This window comes from Arthrobacter citreus (assembly GCF_038405225.1).
Lineage (GTDB): Bacteria > Actinomycetota > Actinomycetes > Actinomycetales > Micrococcaceae > Arthrobacter_B > Arthrobacter_B citreus_A.
Genome location: NZ_CP151657.1, coordinates 3,728,753 through 3,744,504 on the forward strand (window position 1 = coordinate 3,728,753; position 15,752 = coordinate 3,744,504).

At 65.6% G+C, this 15,752-nt stretch carries 13 protein-coding genes; 12 read left to right on the top strand and 1 reads right to left on the bottom strand.

Annotated features, from left to right (window positions below; all coding sequences use genetic code 11):
- Positions 1-3: 3 nt before the first annotated feature.
- The 12 genes from AAE021_RS17355 to AAE021_RS17410 all read left to right on the top strand — a co-directional run bounded on the left by AAE021_RS17355 (position 4) and on the right by AAE021_RS17410 (position 14,253).
- Positions 4-1,827: a thiamine pyrophosphate-requiring protein gene (locus tag AAE021_RS17355; protein WP_342023539.1), complete on the top strand. Its 1,824-nt coding sequence runs from the start codon at positions 4-6 to the stop codon at positions 1,825-1,827.
- Positions 1,828-1,968: 141 nt separating this feature from the next.
- Positions 1,969-2,775 (top strand): DeoR/GlpR family DNA-binding transcription regulator, encoded by an 807-nt coding sequence (locus AAE021_RS17360; RefSeq protein WP_342023540.1) that lies wholly within the window; start codon positions 1,969-1,971, stop codon positions 2,773-2,775.
- Positions 2,772-4,313 carry a rhamnulokinase family protein gene (locus AAE021_RS17365; RefSeq protein WP_342023541.1) on the top strand — a complete coding sequence of 514 codons (1,542 nt, stop codon included), beginning with the start codon at positions 2,772-2,774 and terminating at the stop codon, positions 4,311-4,313. The genes AAE021_RS17360 and AAE021_RS17365 overlap by 4 nt, the downstream gene beginning before the upstream one ends.
- 40 nt (positions 4,314-4,353) lie before the next feature.
- On the top strand, positions 4,354-5,388 hold the full coding sequence (locus tag AAE021_RS17370; protein WP_342023542.1) for an autoinducer 2 ABC transporter substrate-binding protein: 1,035 nt from the start codon (positions 4,354-4,356) through the stop codon (positions 5,386-5,388).
- A gap of 43 nt (positions 5,389-5,431) precedes the next feature.
- On the top strand, positions 5,432-6,970 hold the full coding sequence (locus AAE021_RS17375; protein ID WP_342023543.1) for a sugar ABC transporter ATP-binding protein: 1,539 nt from the start codon (positions 5,432-5,434) through the stop codon (positions 6,968-6,970).
- Positions 6,967-8,001, top strand: coding sequence for an ABC transporter permease (locus tag AAE021_RS17380; protein WP_342023544.1), 1,035 nt, complete (start codon positions 6,967-6,969; stop codon positions 7,999-8,001). The genes AAE021_RS17375 and AAE021_RS17380 overlap by 4 nt, the downstream gene beginning before the upstream one ends.
- Positions 7,998-9,077, top strand: coding sequence for an ABC transporter permease (locus tag AAE021_RS17385; protein ID WP_342023545.1), 1,080 nt, complete (start codon positions 7,998-8,000; stop codon positions 9,075-9,077). Before AAE021_RS17380 ends, AAE021_RS17385 begins: the two co-directional genes overlap by 4 nt.
- Positions 9,074-9,877, top strand: coding sequence for a class II aldolase/adducin family protein (locus AAE021_RS17390; protein WP_342023546.1), 804 nt, complete (start codon positions 9,074-9,076; stop codon positions 9,875-9,877). Before AAE021_RS17385 ends, AAE021_RS17390 begins: the two co-directional genes overlap by 4 nt.
- A complete protein-coding gene (locus tag AAE021_RS17395) occupies positions 9,874-10,728 on the top strand; it encodes a sugar phosphate isomerase/epimerase family protein (RefSeq protein ID WP_342023547.1) in 855 nt (284 codons plus the stop codon). Before AAE021_RS17390 ends, AAE021_RS17395 begins: the two co-directional genes overlap by 4 nt.
- Before the next feature lie 18 nt (positions 10,729-10,746).
- Positions 10,747-11,709 carry an ABC transporter substrate-binding protein gene (locus tag AAE021_RS17400; protein WP_342023548.1) on the top strand — a complete coding sequence of 321 codons (963 nt, stop codon included), beginning with the start codon at positions 10,747-10,749 and terminating at the stop codon, positions 11,707-11,709.
- 8 nt (positions 11,710-11,717) lie between these two features.
- On the top strand, positions 11,718-13,232 hold the full coding sequence (locus AAE021_RS17405) for a sugar ABC transporter ATP-binding protein (RefSeq protein WP_342023549.1): 1,515 nt from the start codon (positions 11,718-11,720) through the stop codon (positions 13,230-13,232).
- Positions 13,225-14,253: an ABC transporter permease gene (locus AAE021_RS17410; RefSeq protein ID WP_342023550.1), complete on the top strand. Its 1,029-nt coding sequence runs from the start codon at positions 13,225-13,227 to the stop codon at positions 14,251-14,253. Before AAE021_RS17405 ends, AAE021_RS17410 begins: the two co-directional genes overlap by 8 nt.
- 81 nt (positions 14,254-14,334) lie before the next feature.
- Here the strand turns inward: AAE021_RS17410 and AAE021_RS17415 are convergent, their stop codons facing one another.
- A complete protein-coding gene (locus AAE021_RS17415; protein ID WP_342023551.1) occupies positions 14,335-15,615 on the bottom strand; it encodes an ammonium transporter in 1,281 nt (426 codons plus the stop codon).
- Between the last annotated feature and the right edge of the window lie 137 nt (positions 15,616-15,752).

Consider the following 15,752-nt stretch of genomic DNA (forward strand, 5'->3'; position numbering starts at 1 on the left):
GCGATGGGCGAAACAACGGACGGTTCACAACGGCAGGAGGAGCCGCAGCTGGTGGCGGACCTGTTGGTCTCCCGCCTCAAGGCCTGGGGCGTGGGCCGGATCTTTGGCTACAGCGGGGACGGCATCAACCCTTTGATGGGTGCGCTCCGGCGGGCCGGAGGGCCCGAGTTTATCCAGGCCCGGCATGAGGAAAACGCGGCGTTCATGGCCGTAGGCCACGCGAAGTACACCGGGGAAGTGGGCGTGGTGGTCTCCACCCAGGGACCCGGCGCCATCCACTTGCTCAACGGCCTCTATGACGCCCGCATGGATTCAGTGCCGGTGGTGGCCCTGATTGGACAGCAGAGCCTGAGCGTCCTGGGGTCCGCGTACATGCAGGAGGTGGACCTGATGCACCTTTTCCGCGACGTCGCCTCCGGGTTCCGGCAGCAGGTCAGCAGCCCGGAGCAGGCGCCGCTGGTCATTGACCGGGCCTTCAAGGAGGCCCTGGCCACCCGCACGCCATCGGTGGTGATCCTGCCCCATGACGTTCAGCAGGCGCAGGCACCGGAACTGGACCAGGAACACGGTGTCCTCAGCACATCTCCGGTCTGGCGTCCGGCAATGGTTCTGCCCCGCCCGGATGATGTCCAGGCTGCCGCTGACGTGCTGAACAAGGGGCGGAAAATTGCGCTGCTTGTGGGCCAGGGAGCACGCGGCGCCCAGGAACAGGTGGTGGCCCTGGCGGAGAAGCTCGGTGCTGCCGTCACCACCAGCCTGCTCGGCAAGCCGTATGTGGATGAATCCCATCCCCTGGCCGCAGGGGTCATGGGCCATTTGGGCACCTCTGCCAGCGGTTTTGTGCTGGCCAACTGCGACACCCTGCTGATTGTCGGCTCCAATGATCCCTGGACGGAGTTCTATCCACCGCCGGGAGCCGCCCGTGCGGTGCAGGTTGACATTGACCCGGCCGCGATCGGCAACCGGTATCCGGTGGAGGTGGCGCTGCCCGGCGAGGCTGCGGCCACCCTCGACGCGCTGCTGCCGCTGCTTGCTGAACGCGGCGAATCCGTCTGGCGAAGCGACGTCGAAGGAGCCGTGCGCGCCTGGCACGATCTGTCCCTTGAACGGGCCTTTACGCCCGCCAACCCGGTGAACCCCGAGCGGGCGGTCCACGAGATTAGCCTGCGCCTGCCGGAAAACGCGCAAGTGGCTGTGGATGTGGGCAGCAGCGTGTATTGGTATGCGCGCCAGCTGCGCCTGCCCCCGGGGGTGCCGGCTCACCTGTCCAGCACGCTGGCCAGCATGGGCTGCGCCGTTCCCTACGGGATTGCCGCGAAGCTGGCCCATCCGGACCGCCCGCTGATCGCACTTGCCGGGGATGGGGCCATGCAGATGGCCGGGCTCACCGAACTCATTACCGTGAGCCGGCTGTGGACGCAGTGGTCCGATCCAACGTTCATCGTCTGCGTGCTGAACAACCGTGAACTCACTGAAGTGACCTGGGAACAGCGGGAGATGGAGTCCGAACCGCGGTTCGAGGACAGCCAGGCCCTGCCGGAGTTCAGCTACGCAGGCTACGCGGACCTGCTGGGATTCGAGGGCATCCGGGTGGAGGACCCCGAACTGCTTGGCGCCGCCTGGGACCGGGCGCTCGCCGCCGGCCGGCCGTGCATTATCGAGGTGGTTTCGGATCCGGACATCCCGCTCCTGCCGCCGTTCCCCGGCGGCAGGGCTCAGGCGGAGTCCATGATGCAGGCGATGGAGAAAGAGGGTCCGCAGACGCAGCACGCCCGCGACCTGCTGTCCGTTTACGTGCGGCAGGAGGAAGCGCTGGATGAGGGGTGAAACTGAAAGGCGCAGCGTGCTAATCGAAATCTAAGTAGTTTCGTTTGGTCTTCGTTTATTGACCCTCCGATAGTGCGGGCATAGCTTGAGCGTTGTCGCCACTGTGGCGGCTGCTTTCGCCAATGCTGTCGGGGGTACTGTGTGAAACCGAACCGCGATGAAGCTGCCAGGGAGCACGAAATCCTGGTGGAGCTCGACACCCGGGGTGCCGTGATCGTGCGTGACCTGGCCGACCGTTTCGGAATTTCCGAGGTTACGGTTCGCAAGGATCTGGCCACGATGGAACGCCGCTCCCTGCTGCGCCGGGTTCGCGGCGGTGCCGTTCCCTTGGAACTCTCCGATGAGGGCGCGTTCAACATGCGGCTGCGGAGCCAGCGTGAAACCAAGCGTCTGCTGGCCAGGGCCGTGGCTCCCCTTGTGGACCACGGCGACACGATCGCGATAGATTCCTCCACCACCTGCTTTTATCTCGCCCATGAACTGGTGGACCGCCGCAATCTGCTGGTGGTCACCAACGGGCTCCGCGTCGCGACACTGTTCATGGAGCGCTCCAATGCCATGGTGGTGATGCCCGGGGGCACGGTGCGGCGTTCCTCGGGATCCCTGGTGGGCCCGGTGGAAGACGCACTTTCGGGGCGGGGCCGAATCTCCAAGGGGTTCTTCGGTGTCAAAAGCATCTCCTTGGAGTACGGACTCGCCGAGCTGGCCCTGGAAGAGGCAAACGCCAAACGGCACCTTGCCAATGCCTGCACCTCGGTATATGCCCTGTTCAGCTCCGTGAAGGCCGGCCAGCTGGGTTTGCACCCGTTTGTGGCCCCGGCGCGGATCACCGCCATGTACACGGACGAGCGCATCAGTGGAACGTTCGTCAGCGATTGGGAGCGCCGCAACGTCCCGGTCCATACTGTGGCGACCCAGCAGCGGCCCGGACTGGAGGCAGCGGGATGACCGGCCGGACGGTGGTGGCAGTGGATCTGGGCGCGGAAAGCGCGCGTGTGGCAGCCGTGACGCTGACGGACGGGCGCCTGGAATTCCGGTTGGCCAGCCGCACTCCCAACGTGCCGGAAATTTCCAGTGGCCAGCTGAGCTGGAACATGGACTCCCTCTGGCAGGGGGTTTCTGACGGGCTTGCGAAGCTAACCGTTGAAAGCGATCCCATAGCGTCGGTGGGCGTGGACAGCTGGGGCGTGGACTACGGGCTGCTGGATGAGGACGGAACTCCGGTAAGGGATCCTGTCTGCTACCGCGACGGACGCAACGCGGCCCAGCTCACCCGGGCCCTTGCCCGGGTGGGCGCCCGGAATCTTTATCTGGCCACGGGATGCCAGATCCATGAAGTGAACAGCGTCTTTGGCTTGATGGATGATGCGGCCAACCATCCACTGCGGCTGGAAAGTGCCCGCAAAATGCTGATGATGGCTGACCTCTTTGCAAACCGGCTCAGCGGCAGCACGGTCACGGAACGTTCGCTTGCCTCCACCACCGGTTGTTTCGACATGGCCACCGCATCCTGGGCCGTGGACCTGCTGGACAAGGTGGGGGTGCCGACCCATATGCTTCCCGACGTCGTCGCCGCCGGCACCGACGCCGGCCCGCTTATCGGGGTACCCCGCACCGGAGCCCTTCGGCATGCCCGCGTGATCCTCCCCGCAGCACATGACACGGCGAGCGCAGTGCTGGCGGTGCCTTCGGACGCCCCCGGTGAAGGCTACATTTCCTCCGGAACCTGGTCACTGGTGGGGGTTCTGGCCAGGGAACCCGTCATCACTGAAGAGTCCTTCGCCGCGAACCTGACCAACGAGGGCGGTTACCAGGGCACCATCCGTCTGCTGCGCAACATCACCGGGCTGTGGATGCTCCAGGCATGCCGTGCGCAGTGGAGCCGCGAAGGCACTGCCCGGGGCTATGACCAACTGGCCGACGCTGCTTCCCGGGAGACCCCGCTGCGAAGCATCATCAACCCCAACGCCGCGGAGTTCCTGGCGCCGGGAGACCTGCCGGCCCGCATCCGCCGGTACTGCCTGAGGAACGGTGAACCGGTGCCGGAAACCATCGGTCAGACAGCACGCTGCGTAGTGGATTCCCTGGCCCTGGCTTACCGGCTGACCTTCGAGGATATTGCCCGGGTCACCGGCCACAGCATCAACGCCGTGAACGTTGTGGGTGGAGGGGTGCGCCATACTCTCCTGCAGCAGGCCACGGCCGACGCCGTCGGCGTGCCGGTTCGATGCGGATCCCCCGAAGCAGCTGCCCTCGGCAACGCGGCCGCCCAGCTTGTCTGCCTCGGAGAACTCACGGCCACGGATATTCCGGCGCTGATGCGGGCCGGCAGCGAGGTGCACACCTATGAACCGCTGGCGGGAGCCGATTGGGAGGCTGCGGCAGCCCGGCTGCGCCTCCTGATCCGTTGCGACGACGCCGGCCGCGGCACCGGGGGACCCGGCACCCGGCCTCAAACTCCAGTACCCATCACGCAGCATCCCTAACCCCGCTGTACCCCTACCCGCAGTACCCCTAAGGAGAAAAATGCGACGTTTATCCAGAACCGGTGTCTTCGGGGCGGCGGCTGCCGCACTTCTGCTGGCCGCGACCGGCTGCACCAACAAAAACGACACCGGCGCCACCGGAGGAGAGGACGGAGGCGATGAAAGCATCACCGTCGCCTTCGTTCCCAAACTGTCCGGCATTCCCTACTTCGAGGCCATGAACACCGGCGGACAGAAGGCCGCGGAGGAGCTGGGCAATGTTGAATGGCTCTACCAGGGTCCGACGACGGCGGATGCGGCTGCCCAGGCGGACATTGTGCGCTCCTTTATCCAGCAGGGCGTTGATGCCCTCATCGTCGCGCCCAATGATCCCGATTCCATGGCTCCGCTGCTTCAGGAGGCACAGGCGGCGGGCATCAAGGTTGCCACATCGGACACCGATGCTCCGGGTTCGGTCCGCGAGGTCTTCGTGAACCAGGCCAGCACTGAAGGCATCGGCCAGGCCCTGACGGACCAAATGATGGAGGCGATGGGCGGGTCCGGGAAGTACGCCATTGTCTCCTGCGGTGAGACGGCCGAAAACCTCAACTCCTGGATCGAGGTCCAGCGGGAGTACACCGCGCAGGAGTATCCGGACGCCGAAATCGTGGACGTCGTTTACGCCGGTGAGGACCAGGCCAAGGCCACGGCTATGGCCACTGACCTGATGAACGCCCATCAGGACCTGACCGGGCTGGTGGGCGAATGCACCTCATCCGCCCCCGGGGTGGCGCAGGCGGTCCGCGATGCCGGCCGCACCGGCGAGGTGTTCACCACAGGGCTGGGCACGCCGCAGTCGATGGCACCGTACCTGGAGGACGGATCCGCCTCGGCATCGGTCCTGTGGAACGTGGAAAACCTCGGCTACCTGACCGCTTGGACCGGCCAGCAGCTGGTCGAAGGCAACGAGCTGCAGGCCGAGAACAACGTGGGTGAAGGCATGGAAGCGGTGACTTTCGACAGCGGATCCAAAGTGCTGCTGCTGGGTGACCCCCTGATCATCACCTCCGAGAACGTTGGGGAATTCGACTACTAAACCGCCGTCGTCGTTCGGCGTCCGGTTATGACCAGGAGCAAACGTGGCTGATCCATCCACCACCGCGGCACCGCGGCTGGAACTGCAGGGCATCTCCAAACGGTTCGGCGGCGTGCATGCCATCACCCGCGCTGATCTCTCCGTGCGGCCGGGCACCGTGCACGCGCTGATCGGAGAAAACGGCGCGGGTAAATCCACCCTGATCCGGATCATTTCCGGTGCCGAGGTCCCCGACACCGGCACCATCCACTTCAACGGGGAACCGGTGAGTGCGGGATCCACCGTGGGTGCCATGAACCTCGGTATCGAAACCGTTTACCAGGAGCCCCAGCTCTTCGATGAACTGACGGTGGTGGAGAACGTGTACATCGGCCGGGAGCTCACCACGGGGATCCGCATTGACTGGCGCAAGGCCACCGCAGAGGTGGCTGAACTCCTCGACGTCATCGGGCTTCCGCAAAAGTACATCCGGGTGCCGGTCGGGGAGCTGTCCATCGCCGAAAAGCAGCAGGTATCGATTGCCAAGGCACTGGCCCGGGACGCAAGCGTGCTGATTCTCGACGAGCCTTCGGCCATCCTCACCGACGCCGAAATCGACCGGCTGTTCGGGGTTATCCGCAACCTGGTGCGCAAGGGAGTCAGCGTCATCTACATCTCCCACCGGCTGGATGAGCTGGCCCGCATTGCCGACGAAATAACGGTGATGCGGGACGGGCAAACCATCACGACGCGTCCCGCGGCCGAACTCTCGGTCCGCGAGATGGCGGAGCTGATGGTGGGTGGAGTGCTAAACCAGGACCGGACCGGGCGCAAGCCACCGGATCCGGAGCCGTTCCTTCGTCTCGAAGGGCTTTCCGCGGCGGGAAGGTTCGAAGACATCAGCTTTGATGTCCGACCCGGCGAGATCGTGGGGCTCTACGGGCTGGTCGGCTCCGGAGCTGGAGACATTGCCTCGGCACTCTACGGGGTCCTGGACACATCGGGCGGGAGCATCTTCCTTGGTGGCCGCCGGGTGGATCCGCAGTCTCCGGGCCACGCCCAGCGGCTGGGTGTGGGCCTGCTGCCGGCCAACCGGAAGGCACAGGGCATGTTCTCCTTTCAATCCATCGCCTTCAACATCTCGGTGGGTCACCTGCGGTCCTTCAGCCGCGGGCACCTGGTGATGAACCGGCGCCGCGAGACCGGCACAGCTCGGGATCTAATCCGCCGGCTGTCCATCCGGACACCGGATGAGAAGACTCCCATCAGCGCCATGTCCGGCGGTAACGCGCAGAAGGTGGTACTGGCCCGGCAGCTTGTCGGCCGGCCTCCGGTGCTGGTCCTGGTGGAACCCACCCAAGGCGTGGATGTGGGGGCCAAGGAGGAAATCCACCGCATTGTTGCCGAACTTGCCGACTCCAAGAGCGCGGTCCTGATCGTGACCTCGGACCTGACCGAGGTCCTGGGGCTGTGCGACAAGATCCTGGTGGTGCGGGCCGGAACCGTCGCTGCGGAATTCGGCCCGGACACCAGCCAGGTCAATGTCCTGGCGGCAGCGGCCGGAGACACGTCCCCGCCACCCCCGCAAGGAGCACATTCATGACCACCAGCACGCCGCGTCCGGCCCGGGTGGGAACAGTCGCCGGTGCCGCCGCCCCGCGGACCCGCAGCCGTATCCTTCCCTTTCCCGTCACCAGCCAGGAACTGGTCCTGATCGGCGTGACCGCCGCACTGTGGGTGACGCTCGGGTTCATGACTTCGTCCTTCCTCACCCCCGGATCCATCCAGCCGCTGCTCACCTCAGTTGCGCCCATTGCCCTCATCGGCGTTGGCATGACGGTGGTGATTATTACCGGAGGCATCGACATCTCGGTGGCCGCGGCCTTGATGGTCACCTCAGTGGTTACGGCCAAGCTGCTGGTTGACGGCGGGCTCCCGCTGCTGCCGGCCATGCTGGTCTCCATGGCGCTGGGCGCCGCCCTTGGCTCCCTTAATGGACTGCTGATTGCCTTTGGCCGGGTGCACGCCATCATCATCACCTTCGGCACCGCGAACCTGTTCCTTTTCCTGGGCCTGCGGATTTTCGGCTCAGCCACGGTCAATGGGATTCCGGACACCTTCGCCTTCTTTGGCCGCGGCGAAGCCGGGCGTACCGCGGGCGTTCCGCACAGCTTCCTCATAACCCTGCTGGTGGCCGCCGCCGCTTGGTGGTACCTGCGGCATACGCCCGGCGGCAGGCACTTCTACGCCATCGGCGGAGATAAGGAGGCGGCCAGGCTGGCCGGCATCCGGGTGAAACGGCGGCTGATGATCGCCTATTCGCTGACCGGCCTGCTGGTGGGACTGGCCGCCTGCTTCACCATCGCCCTGGGCACCTCCACCCTGGACCAGAGCGTGGGCACGGGCCGGGAACTGGCCGTCATCGCCGCCGTCGTGATTGGCGGAACATCCATCATGGGCGGCCGCGGGTCGGTGCTGGGCACCGTGCTCGGCGCGCTGCTGGTGCAGACCGTCGCCTCCGGGGTAACGCAGCTCGGGTGGCCATCCCAGCTGGGGGACCTGTTTGTGGGCCTGTTCATTGTGATCGCCGTGGGCGCGGATATCCTCCGCGAGCGCGCCAGGAGGAAATTATGAGCACCGTCATTGCAGATCCCACCGCCCCCAGCCGGCCCGCGGGGCCCGGTGCCCGGCTGCTCAAGGCCCTGGCCACCCAGCGGACCGTGCTGCTCGCGGTGCTGCTTGTGCTCGTGGTGGCCATCATGAGCTTCCTCAGCGCGGCCGGGTACATGTCCGGGGACTACAACCCGGATTACATGTCCGCCGCCCTGATTAACGCGGTGCCGCTGGCCATGCTGGCCCTGGCCGAGCTGGTGGTGATCCTCTCCGGCCGCGGCGGGATTGACCTTTCGGTTGGCGCCATAGTCTCCCTGACCGGCATGATCTTCGGCTTCACCTACGGTCTGTGGGGATGGTCGCTGCCGGCCAGCCTGCTCGCCGCGGTCCTCTTTGGAGCACTCTGCGGGGCGGTGAACGGCGCGCTGGTTGCCTACCTTGGTTTTCCGCCGCTGATCGCCACGCTGGCCACGTTCTATGCGTACAAGTCCATCGCGATCGTCATCAATGACCAGCGTCCCATCAGCACCCCGCCCATCCAGGAGTTCTACTCCACGGCCAAGGCAGTGGAACTCCCGGTTATCGGGCACAACATCCCCAACATTCCCCTGGGGCTGTTCACGTTCCTGATCCCCACCGCGCTGGCGGTGTGGTTCCTCCTGGCCCGGACCCCGTTTGGCCGCCGGATCTTCGCCATTGGCACCAACAACACCGCAGCGCAGTGGGCGGGAATCGATACCCGGCGCACCCGTTTCACGGCCTACCTGCTCTCCGGCCTGATCTCCGGGCTGGTTGCCGTGGTCACCGTTGCCCAGTTTGCCTCGGCCCGTCCGGACGCCGGCGTATCCGGCAACGGCATGGCGCTGCCGGCCATCACCATCGCCGTCCTGGGCGGAGTTGCCATCACCGGCGGGATCGGCCGGGTGTCCGGTGTCATCCTGGCCGCCCTGCTGGTGGTGTGGCTTAACGCCGGGCTGCTGCTCCTTTTTGCCGGTAACGTCGGCGCGCAGATCCAGCTGTTCGCCCTGGGCACCGTGCTGATCCTGGCCGCGCTGCTCAACGGCATAGCCACCCGGCGGTACGGAGGCACCGCATGAGCACCATCTGGGATCCGTCCCGTGTCAGCGGCGAGCTGGTGGAACTGACCAAGGCGCTCGGCGCCGCCCACCGCGATCTGGTGATCCTGGCGGAGGGCAACACATCGCAGCGCATGACGGACGGGAGCATCGCCGTCAAAGCGTCGGGAACCTCCATGGCTGCCGCGGGAGCAGAGGATTTTGTGCTGGCAGACGCGGCGGAACTGGTCCGTCTCCTGGCGGACCCGGAAGCCACCCAAGCCCGGCTCAGCGCTGAACTGGACGCCGGAACCCACGGCGGGATCCGCCGCCGCGCCTCCATCGAAGCGCCGCTGCACGCCGTAGTCCAAGTGCTCGGGGAGGCGGCCTTCATTGCGCACACCCATCCCACCGACGTCGTGTCCGTCCTGGCCAGCGTCCACGGCCCCCAGGCCTACGAGTACTCGGTCTATTCCGACGAGGCCGTGGTCCTGGGCCGCCCGCTGTACGTCCCCTACGCGCAGCCGGGAATCGAACTTGGCAGGCTCTTCCACCTCCGGCTGCGGGAGTACCTGGACTCGTACGGGGAACTTCCATCGCTGGTGCTGCTGGGAAACCACGGGATCGTCGCCATCGGCGCAACCCCGCAGGCGGTGGACGGGATAACGGCCATGGCCGTGAAAGGTGCCCGGATCCGGGTCGGCGCCCACTCCATGGGCGGGGTGGTCCCGGTACCGGAGGAATCCCTCGCCTTGTTTTTTGACCGCAGCGACATTCTCGATCGCCGGCGCCTGCTGGCGGGGAACCAAGGAACGGGTCACCAAACAAAGGAGACAACATGAACACCATCGGTATCCACGGCATGGTCTGGGTGGGAGGCTTCAGCAAACCCGAGGCGGAGCACGCCATCACCAGTTCCGCGGCAACGGGTTATTCCCTGATCGAGCTGCCCCCGGTTGATCCGGGAACCATCGACGTCGAGTACATCCGCGGTCTGCTCGCGGACAACGGGCTGGCGATTTCAGCCACCCTCGGGCTGGACGAAGCCACCGATGTCTCCAGCACCGACCAGGCCGTTGTGCAGGCCGGCCGTGAACGGCTGCTGGGTGCCCTGCACATGGTCACCGAGCTGGGCGGCAACTTCCTGGGTGGAGTCATTTACTCCAAGCTGGGCCGTTATGCGGAGCCCGTCAGTGAAACCGGCCGTGCCAATTCGGTGGAGTCCATCACTCAACTGGCGGACGAAGCCGCGAAGTCCGGCATCACCATCGGGCTGGAGGTCGTGAACCGGTACGAAACCAACGTCATGAACACGGTCCAGGAGGGGCTGGCCTTCATCAAGGACGTGGGCCGGGACAACGTCACCCTCCATCTGGACACGTACCACATGAACATCGAGGAACGCAGTTTCCGGGACGCCATCCACGCCGCGCACGATGCCGGAAAGCTGGGGTACTTCCACGTGGGCGAAAGCCACCGCGGCCAGCTGGGCACAGGGTCCGTCCCGTGGGACGAGACGTTCAGTTCGCTTGCCGAAGTGGGGTACGACGGCGTCATCACGTTTGAGTCCTTTTCCTCCAAGGTGGTCCACCCCACCCTGTCATCCACCCTGGCCATATGGCGCAACACCTGGGAGGACAGTTACGAACTCGCATCCGGGGCACGCGGGTTCCTCCGCACCCACATCGCTTGACACTCAAAGGAGAGCACCATGCGCATCACCAAAACCCTTATCCGCTGTGCAGCGGCGTCCAGCGCCGCGGCCCTGCTGCTGTCGGCCTGTACCACTGGCGATGAAGCCGCCACGCAAAGCGGTGAACCGCGTGAAATCGAGACCATTGGGCTGATGGTGCAGGACCTCAGCAACCCCTTTTTCTCCGCCATGCAGACCGGTCTGGAAGCGAAGGCCGAAGAGATCGGGGCCACCGTTAATACCCAGGACGGACGCCAGGACCTGGCAGCCCAGAATGACCAGATTGATGCCTTTATCCAGCAGCAGGTGGACGTAATCCTCCTGAACGCCGTGGACTCGGACGGCATCGCATCAGCCGTATCCCGCGCCAAGGCGGCGGGGATCATCGTGGTCGCCGTCGACGTCGGAGCCGAAGGCGCGGATGCCACCGTCACGACGGACAACGTGGCGGCGGGCAGCCAGGCCTGCCAGTATCTGGTTGATGCGCTGGGGGGAACCGGCAACATCCTCATCGTGGACGGCACCCCCATCACCTCGGTCCAGGACCGGGTTGCCGGCTGTGAGGAAGTGCTGGCAGACAACCCCGGCATCAAGGTGGTCGGCAAACAAGCGGGTAAGAATGACCGGGCCACCTCGCTGACCTTGACCACTGACATGCTCACGGCCAACCCCGTGGTGGACGGCATCTTTGCCATCAACGATCCCACAGCCCTGGGATCGGCCCTGGCCGCGCAACAGTCCGGACGCGCCGGCATCCAGATTGTTGGAGTGGATGGCTCGCCCGAGGCCGTTGCCGAACTCCAGAAAGCCGAGTCACCCTTCGTCGCCACCCCGGCCCAGGACCCTGCCGGAATTGTGGTGCGGGGACTGGAAATCGCCCAGGAGATCGCCTCCGGGGAATCCCCCGAGGAAACAGAGGTGCTGATGCCCACCGAACTCATCACCCGGGAAAACCTGTCCACCTACAAGGGCTGGACGTAGGGGCAGGCATGAGCCGGGCCCCCCTGCTCAGCCTGAGCAACGTCAGCAAACGCTTTGGTGCAACGCTTGCCCTGGACGACGTGAGCTTTGACCTGATGGCCGGTGAAGTCCATGCCCTGATGGGGGAGAACGGTGCCGGCAAATCCACGCTGATGAAGATCCTGGCCGGCGTCTATCCGCTGGACTCGGGCTCCATAACACTGGACGGGCAGCCGGTCACCATGGCTTCGCCCCGCGATGCCGCCACCCACGGCATCGCGATCATCCATCAGGAACTCAACACGCTCCCGGCCATGACGGTGGCGGAAAACCTGGCCATCGGTAGGGAGCCCACCCGGCTGGGCGCGCTGAACCGGCGCCGCATGGTCGCGGACGCCAGGGACAAGCTCGCCCGCATCGGGTCCACCTTGGACCCCCGCAGGGAGCTGGGACAGCTGAGCGTTGGCATGCAGCAGATGGTGGAGATTGCCCGCGCCGTGAGTGAGGACGCCAGGATCCTGGTGCTGGACGAACCCACGGCGTCGCTTTCCCGCACCGAGTCCAAACGGCTATTTGACCTGATCGCGGATATGAAGGCGCAGGGGATGGGCCTTATCTACATCAGTCACCGGATGGAGGAGGTCTGGCAGCTGGCTGACCGGGTCACTGTCTTCCGCGACGGCCGGCTGGTGGGTTCCCGGGAGAAAGGCAACATCAGCCCATCCGAAGTGGTCCGCATGATGGTTGGGCGGGACGTGGACGACCTTTACACGCGTGGTGGCCGCAGCGCCGCGGAGCCGGTCCTGCAGGTGGAAGATCTGAGTGACGGAAAGGGGATAGGACCGGTCAGCCTGGAGGTGCGGGCCGGTGAGGTGGTGTGCCTCTCCGGACTGATCGGGGCCGGACGGACTGAGACGGCACGGATGATTTTCGGCGCGGACAAGTACCGCGGCGGCACCGTCCGGGTTAAGGGTCAACGGATTCCGCCCAACCGGCCCCGTGCGGCAATCCGTGCCGGGATGGGAATGGTGCCCGAAAGCAGGAAGGAACAGGCACTCTTCCTGGAGCTGAGCGTCAAAGACAATATTGCGATTACCTCCCTGGCGGACAACACCCTTGCCGGTGTCGTCCGGGACGGCCGGGTGACTGCCGCGGTGCGGACCCAGATGGAAAGGCTGCGGATCCGTTCCAATGCCCTTCGGCTGCTGGCACGGAGCCTTTCCGGCGGCAACCAGCAGAAGCTGGTCATTGCCCGGTGGCTGCTGATGGACCCGGTGGTTCTGGTTCTGGATGAACCAACCCGCGGCGTGGACATAGGAGCTAAAAGCGAGATCTACGCCCTGATCCAGGAACTGACCGAGCGGGGGATCGCCATCCTGGTGATTTCCTCCGACCTGCCCGAAGCGCTGGGCATCAGCGACCGGATTCTGGTGATGCGGGCAGGTCTGGTGGTGAAGGAATTGGACGCACGTTCGGCAACGGAGGAGGACGTCATGAAGTACGCAACGGGAATAACGGACCTGGTGGGAGCCGGCGATGAGTGAGCAGGTCAGTGCCACCCCGCAGCCCTCTGCATCCTCAGCGGACATTGTGACTGTCCAGCGCGCTGCGCCGCGTTCAGGCGTGAACCTGGCCCTGTGGTGGGACCGGGTGGGGATCTTCCTGGTCCTGCTGCTGTTGATTGCCCTGATGTGCGTTGTGGCACCGAATTTCGCCACGGTGGACAACGCGCTGAACGTGGCCCGTGCCGTTTCGATCAACGCGATCCTGGCCGCTGGCATGACCGTGGTGATCCTCACCGGGGGCATAGACCTCTCAGTGGGCTCCATCGTGGCGGTCTCCGGCGTGCTGTCGGTGCTGCTCTGGGTGAACGGCGTGCCGTCGTTTATCGCCGTGCTGGTGGGGATTGTGGTGGGAGCTTTGGCGGGGCTGGTCAACGGCTTGCTGACCGCCTATCTCGCGCTTCCGGCTTTCATCGTCACGCTGGGCGCGATGACTTATCTGCGCGGTGCGGCGTATTCGCTGACCGATGGGCAGCCTCTGGTGGCGAACGGCCTCGGGTTCCGGGGGCTGGGCAACGGCACCGTGGCCGGGCTGCCCACGCCTGTGGTGGTGATGGTCCTGGTCTATGTGGCGGTGTGGTTCCTGCTGGAACGCACCAAGTACGGCCGCCACATCTACGCGGTGGGAGGAAACAAGGAGGCTGCACGCCTGGCCGGAGTGCGGGTCCGTCCGCTGATTGCCAGCGTTTATCTGATTTCGGGAGCAACAGCAGGACTCGCGGGCGTCATCTTCTCCGCCCGGGTGCTCAGCGGGCAGCCAACGGCCGGCAGCGGCTACGAGCTGGATGCCATTGCCGCGGTTGTCCTGGGCGGAACCAGCCTGATGGGTGGCCGCGGACGGATCCTGGGAACCCTGGTGGGAGCGTTGATCATCGGAGTCCTGAGCAACGGACTGGTCCTGATGAACGTTCCCTTTTTCTATCAGCTGGTGGTCAAGGGCGTGGTTATTGTGGTGGCCGTTGGTTTGGACAGCCTCAAGCGGCTGGGCCGGACAACGGATTAGGACGCCGCCGGAAACCCCCGCCGGTGAGGGCAGGGGCATCCGGCGGCGGATCAGCAGAGCGGCCGGGAGCGGCGGGCCCGGTTAGGGCCGGGCCCCCAGCTCCACCGGCTCTTCGTCGTTGAGGTATGCGGATTCGGCGTGGGCTGCGATGTCGATGCCCTGCAGCTCGCTTTCCTCGGGAATGCGCAGGCCAATGGTGATCGCCAGTACCTTGGCGATCACCCAGGTGACCACGAAGGAGTAGACCAGGACGGCAGCCGCGGCCAGCGCCTGGATGCCCAGCAGCTCGAAACCTCCGCCGTAGAACAGGCCGCTGACACCGTTGGGTGCTGCGTCGGTGGCAAACAGCCCGATCAGCAGGGTGCCCAGCAGCCCGCCCACCGCGTGGACGCCGACGACGTCGAGCGAGTCGTCATACCCGAGCCGGAACTTCCATTCGATGGCCAGCGAGCACACAAGACCGGCCAGCAGGCCAATCGCCAGGGCCCCCAGCGGGCTGACCGCTCCGCAGGCCGGCGTGATCGCCACCAGCGCCGAGATCAGGCCGGACGCCGCGCCCAGCGAGGAGGATGTTCCCAGCCGCAGCCGGTCCATCAGCATCCAGCCCAGCAGGCCCGCCGCGGCGGCCACCGCGGTGTTCAGGAAAACGACGGCGGCGGAGTGGCCGGCACTCAGGGCCGAACCGGCGTTGAACCCGTACCAGCCCACCCACAGCAGCCCTGCTCCCAGCAGCACCAGGGGACGGCTGTGCGGCTTGCCGTGCGCGTGCGGCCAGCCCTTGCTGCGGCCCAGCACCAGGGCCAGGGCAAGGGCGGCGACGCCGGCGTTCAGGTGCACTGCGGTTCCGCCGGCAAAGTCGATGGCACCGAGCTGGTTCGCAATCCAGCCGCCGGTGACGGACCCGTCCTCACTGCTGAAGGCGAAGACCCAGTGCGCCACGGGAAAGTACACCAGGGTGGCCCATAGCCCGGCAAACAGCATCCAGGCGCCGAATTTCATGCGCCCGGCGGCGGCTCCGGCCACCAGGGCAGTGGTCACGCAGGCAAACATCAGCTGGAACGCGGCAAAGAGTGCCAGCGGCAGCGCGCCGTCCGGGTCTTCCACCAGCAGTTCGGACAGTCCAAAGAACTCGGCGGGGTTCCCCAGCAGGCCGGCTCCGGTCAGTGAGTTGCCGAAGGAAGCCGAATATCCATAGAGCACCCACAGCACTGCGACGAGGCTTGCCCCGCCGAAGCACATCAGCATCATGTTCAGGATCCGGCGTGAGCCCACCATTCCTCCGTAGAAGAAGGCGATGCCGGGGATCATCAGACAGACCAGCGCGGAACTGGCCAGCAGCCAAGCGGTGTTTCCAGAATCCATGGAGTCACTCCATTTCGGGGATGGCCGGCCACGCCTGGGGCCGGAGCGCGGGGATGGAAACCGTACTTATCCCAGAGTGAGCGCCCCGTATTACGGTCAGGTTTCCCGCCAGGTTAGCGCTGTGTTAACAGCTGCTG

What these genes read in the sequence shown, in the direction of transcription:
- AAE021_RS17370 (WP_342023542.1), top strand. Translation starts at nt 4,354, where the DNA reads ATGCGACGTTTATCCAGAACCGGTGTCTTCGGGGCGGCGGCTGCCGCA.
- AAE021_RS17400 (WP_342023548.1), top strand. Translation starts at nt 10,747, where the DNA reads ATGCGCATCACCAAAACCCTTATCCGCTGTGCAGCGGCGTCCAGCGCC.
- AAE021_RS17385 (WP_342023545.1), top strand. Translation starts at nt 7,998, where the DNA reads ATGAGCACCGTCATTGCAGATCCCACCGCCCCCAGCCGGCCCGCGGGG.
- AAE021_RS17395 (WP_342023547.1), top strand. Translation starts at nt 9,874, where the DNA reads ATGAACACCATCGGTATCCACGGCATGGTCTGGGTGGGAGGCTTCAGC.
- AAE021_RS17365 (WP_342023541.1), top strand. Translation starts at nt 2,772, where the DNA reads ATGACCGGCCGGACGGTGGTGGCAGTGGATCTGGGCGCGGAAAGCGCG.
- AAE021_RS17410 (WP_342023550.1), top strand. Translation starts at nt 13,225, where the DNA reads ATGAGTGAGCAGGTCAGTGCCACCCCGCAGCCCTCTGCATCCTCAGCG.
- AAE021_RS17355 (WP_342023539.1), top strand. Translation starts at nt 4, where the DNA reads ATGGGCGAAACAACGGACGGTTCACAACGGCAGGAGGAGCCGCAGCTG.
- AAE021_RS17390 (WP_342023546.1), top strand. Translation starts at nt 9,074, where the DNA reads ATGAGCACCATCTGGGATCCGTCCCGTGTCAGCGGCGAGCTGGTGGAA.
- AAE021_RS17405 (WP_342023549.1), top strand. Translation starts at nt 11,718, where the DNA reads ATGAGCCGGGCCCCCCTGCTCAGCCTGAGCAACGTCAGCAAACGCTTT.
- AAE021_RS17415 (WP_342023551.1), bottom strand. Translation starts at nt 15,615, where the DNA reads ATGGATTCTGGAAACACCGCTTGGCTGCTGGCCAGTTCCGCGCTGGTC.
- AAE021_RS17380 (WP_342023544.1), top strand. Translation starts at nt 6,967, where the DNA reads ATGACCACCAGCACGCCGCGTCCGGCCCGGGTGGGAACAGTCGCCGGT.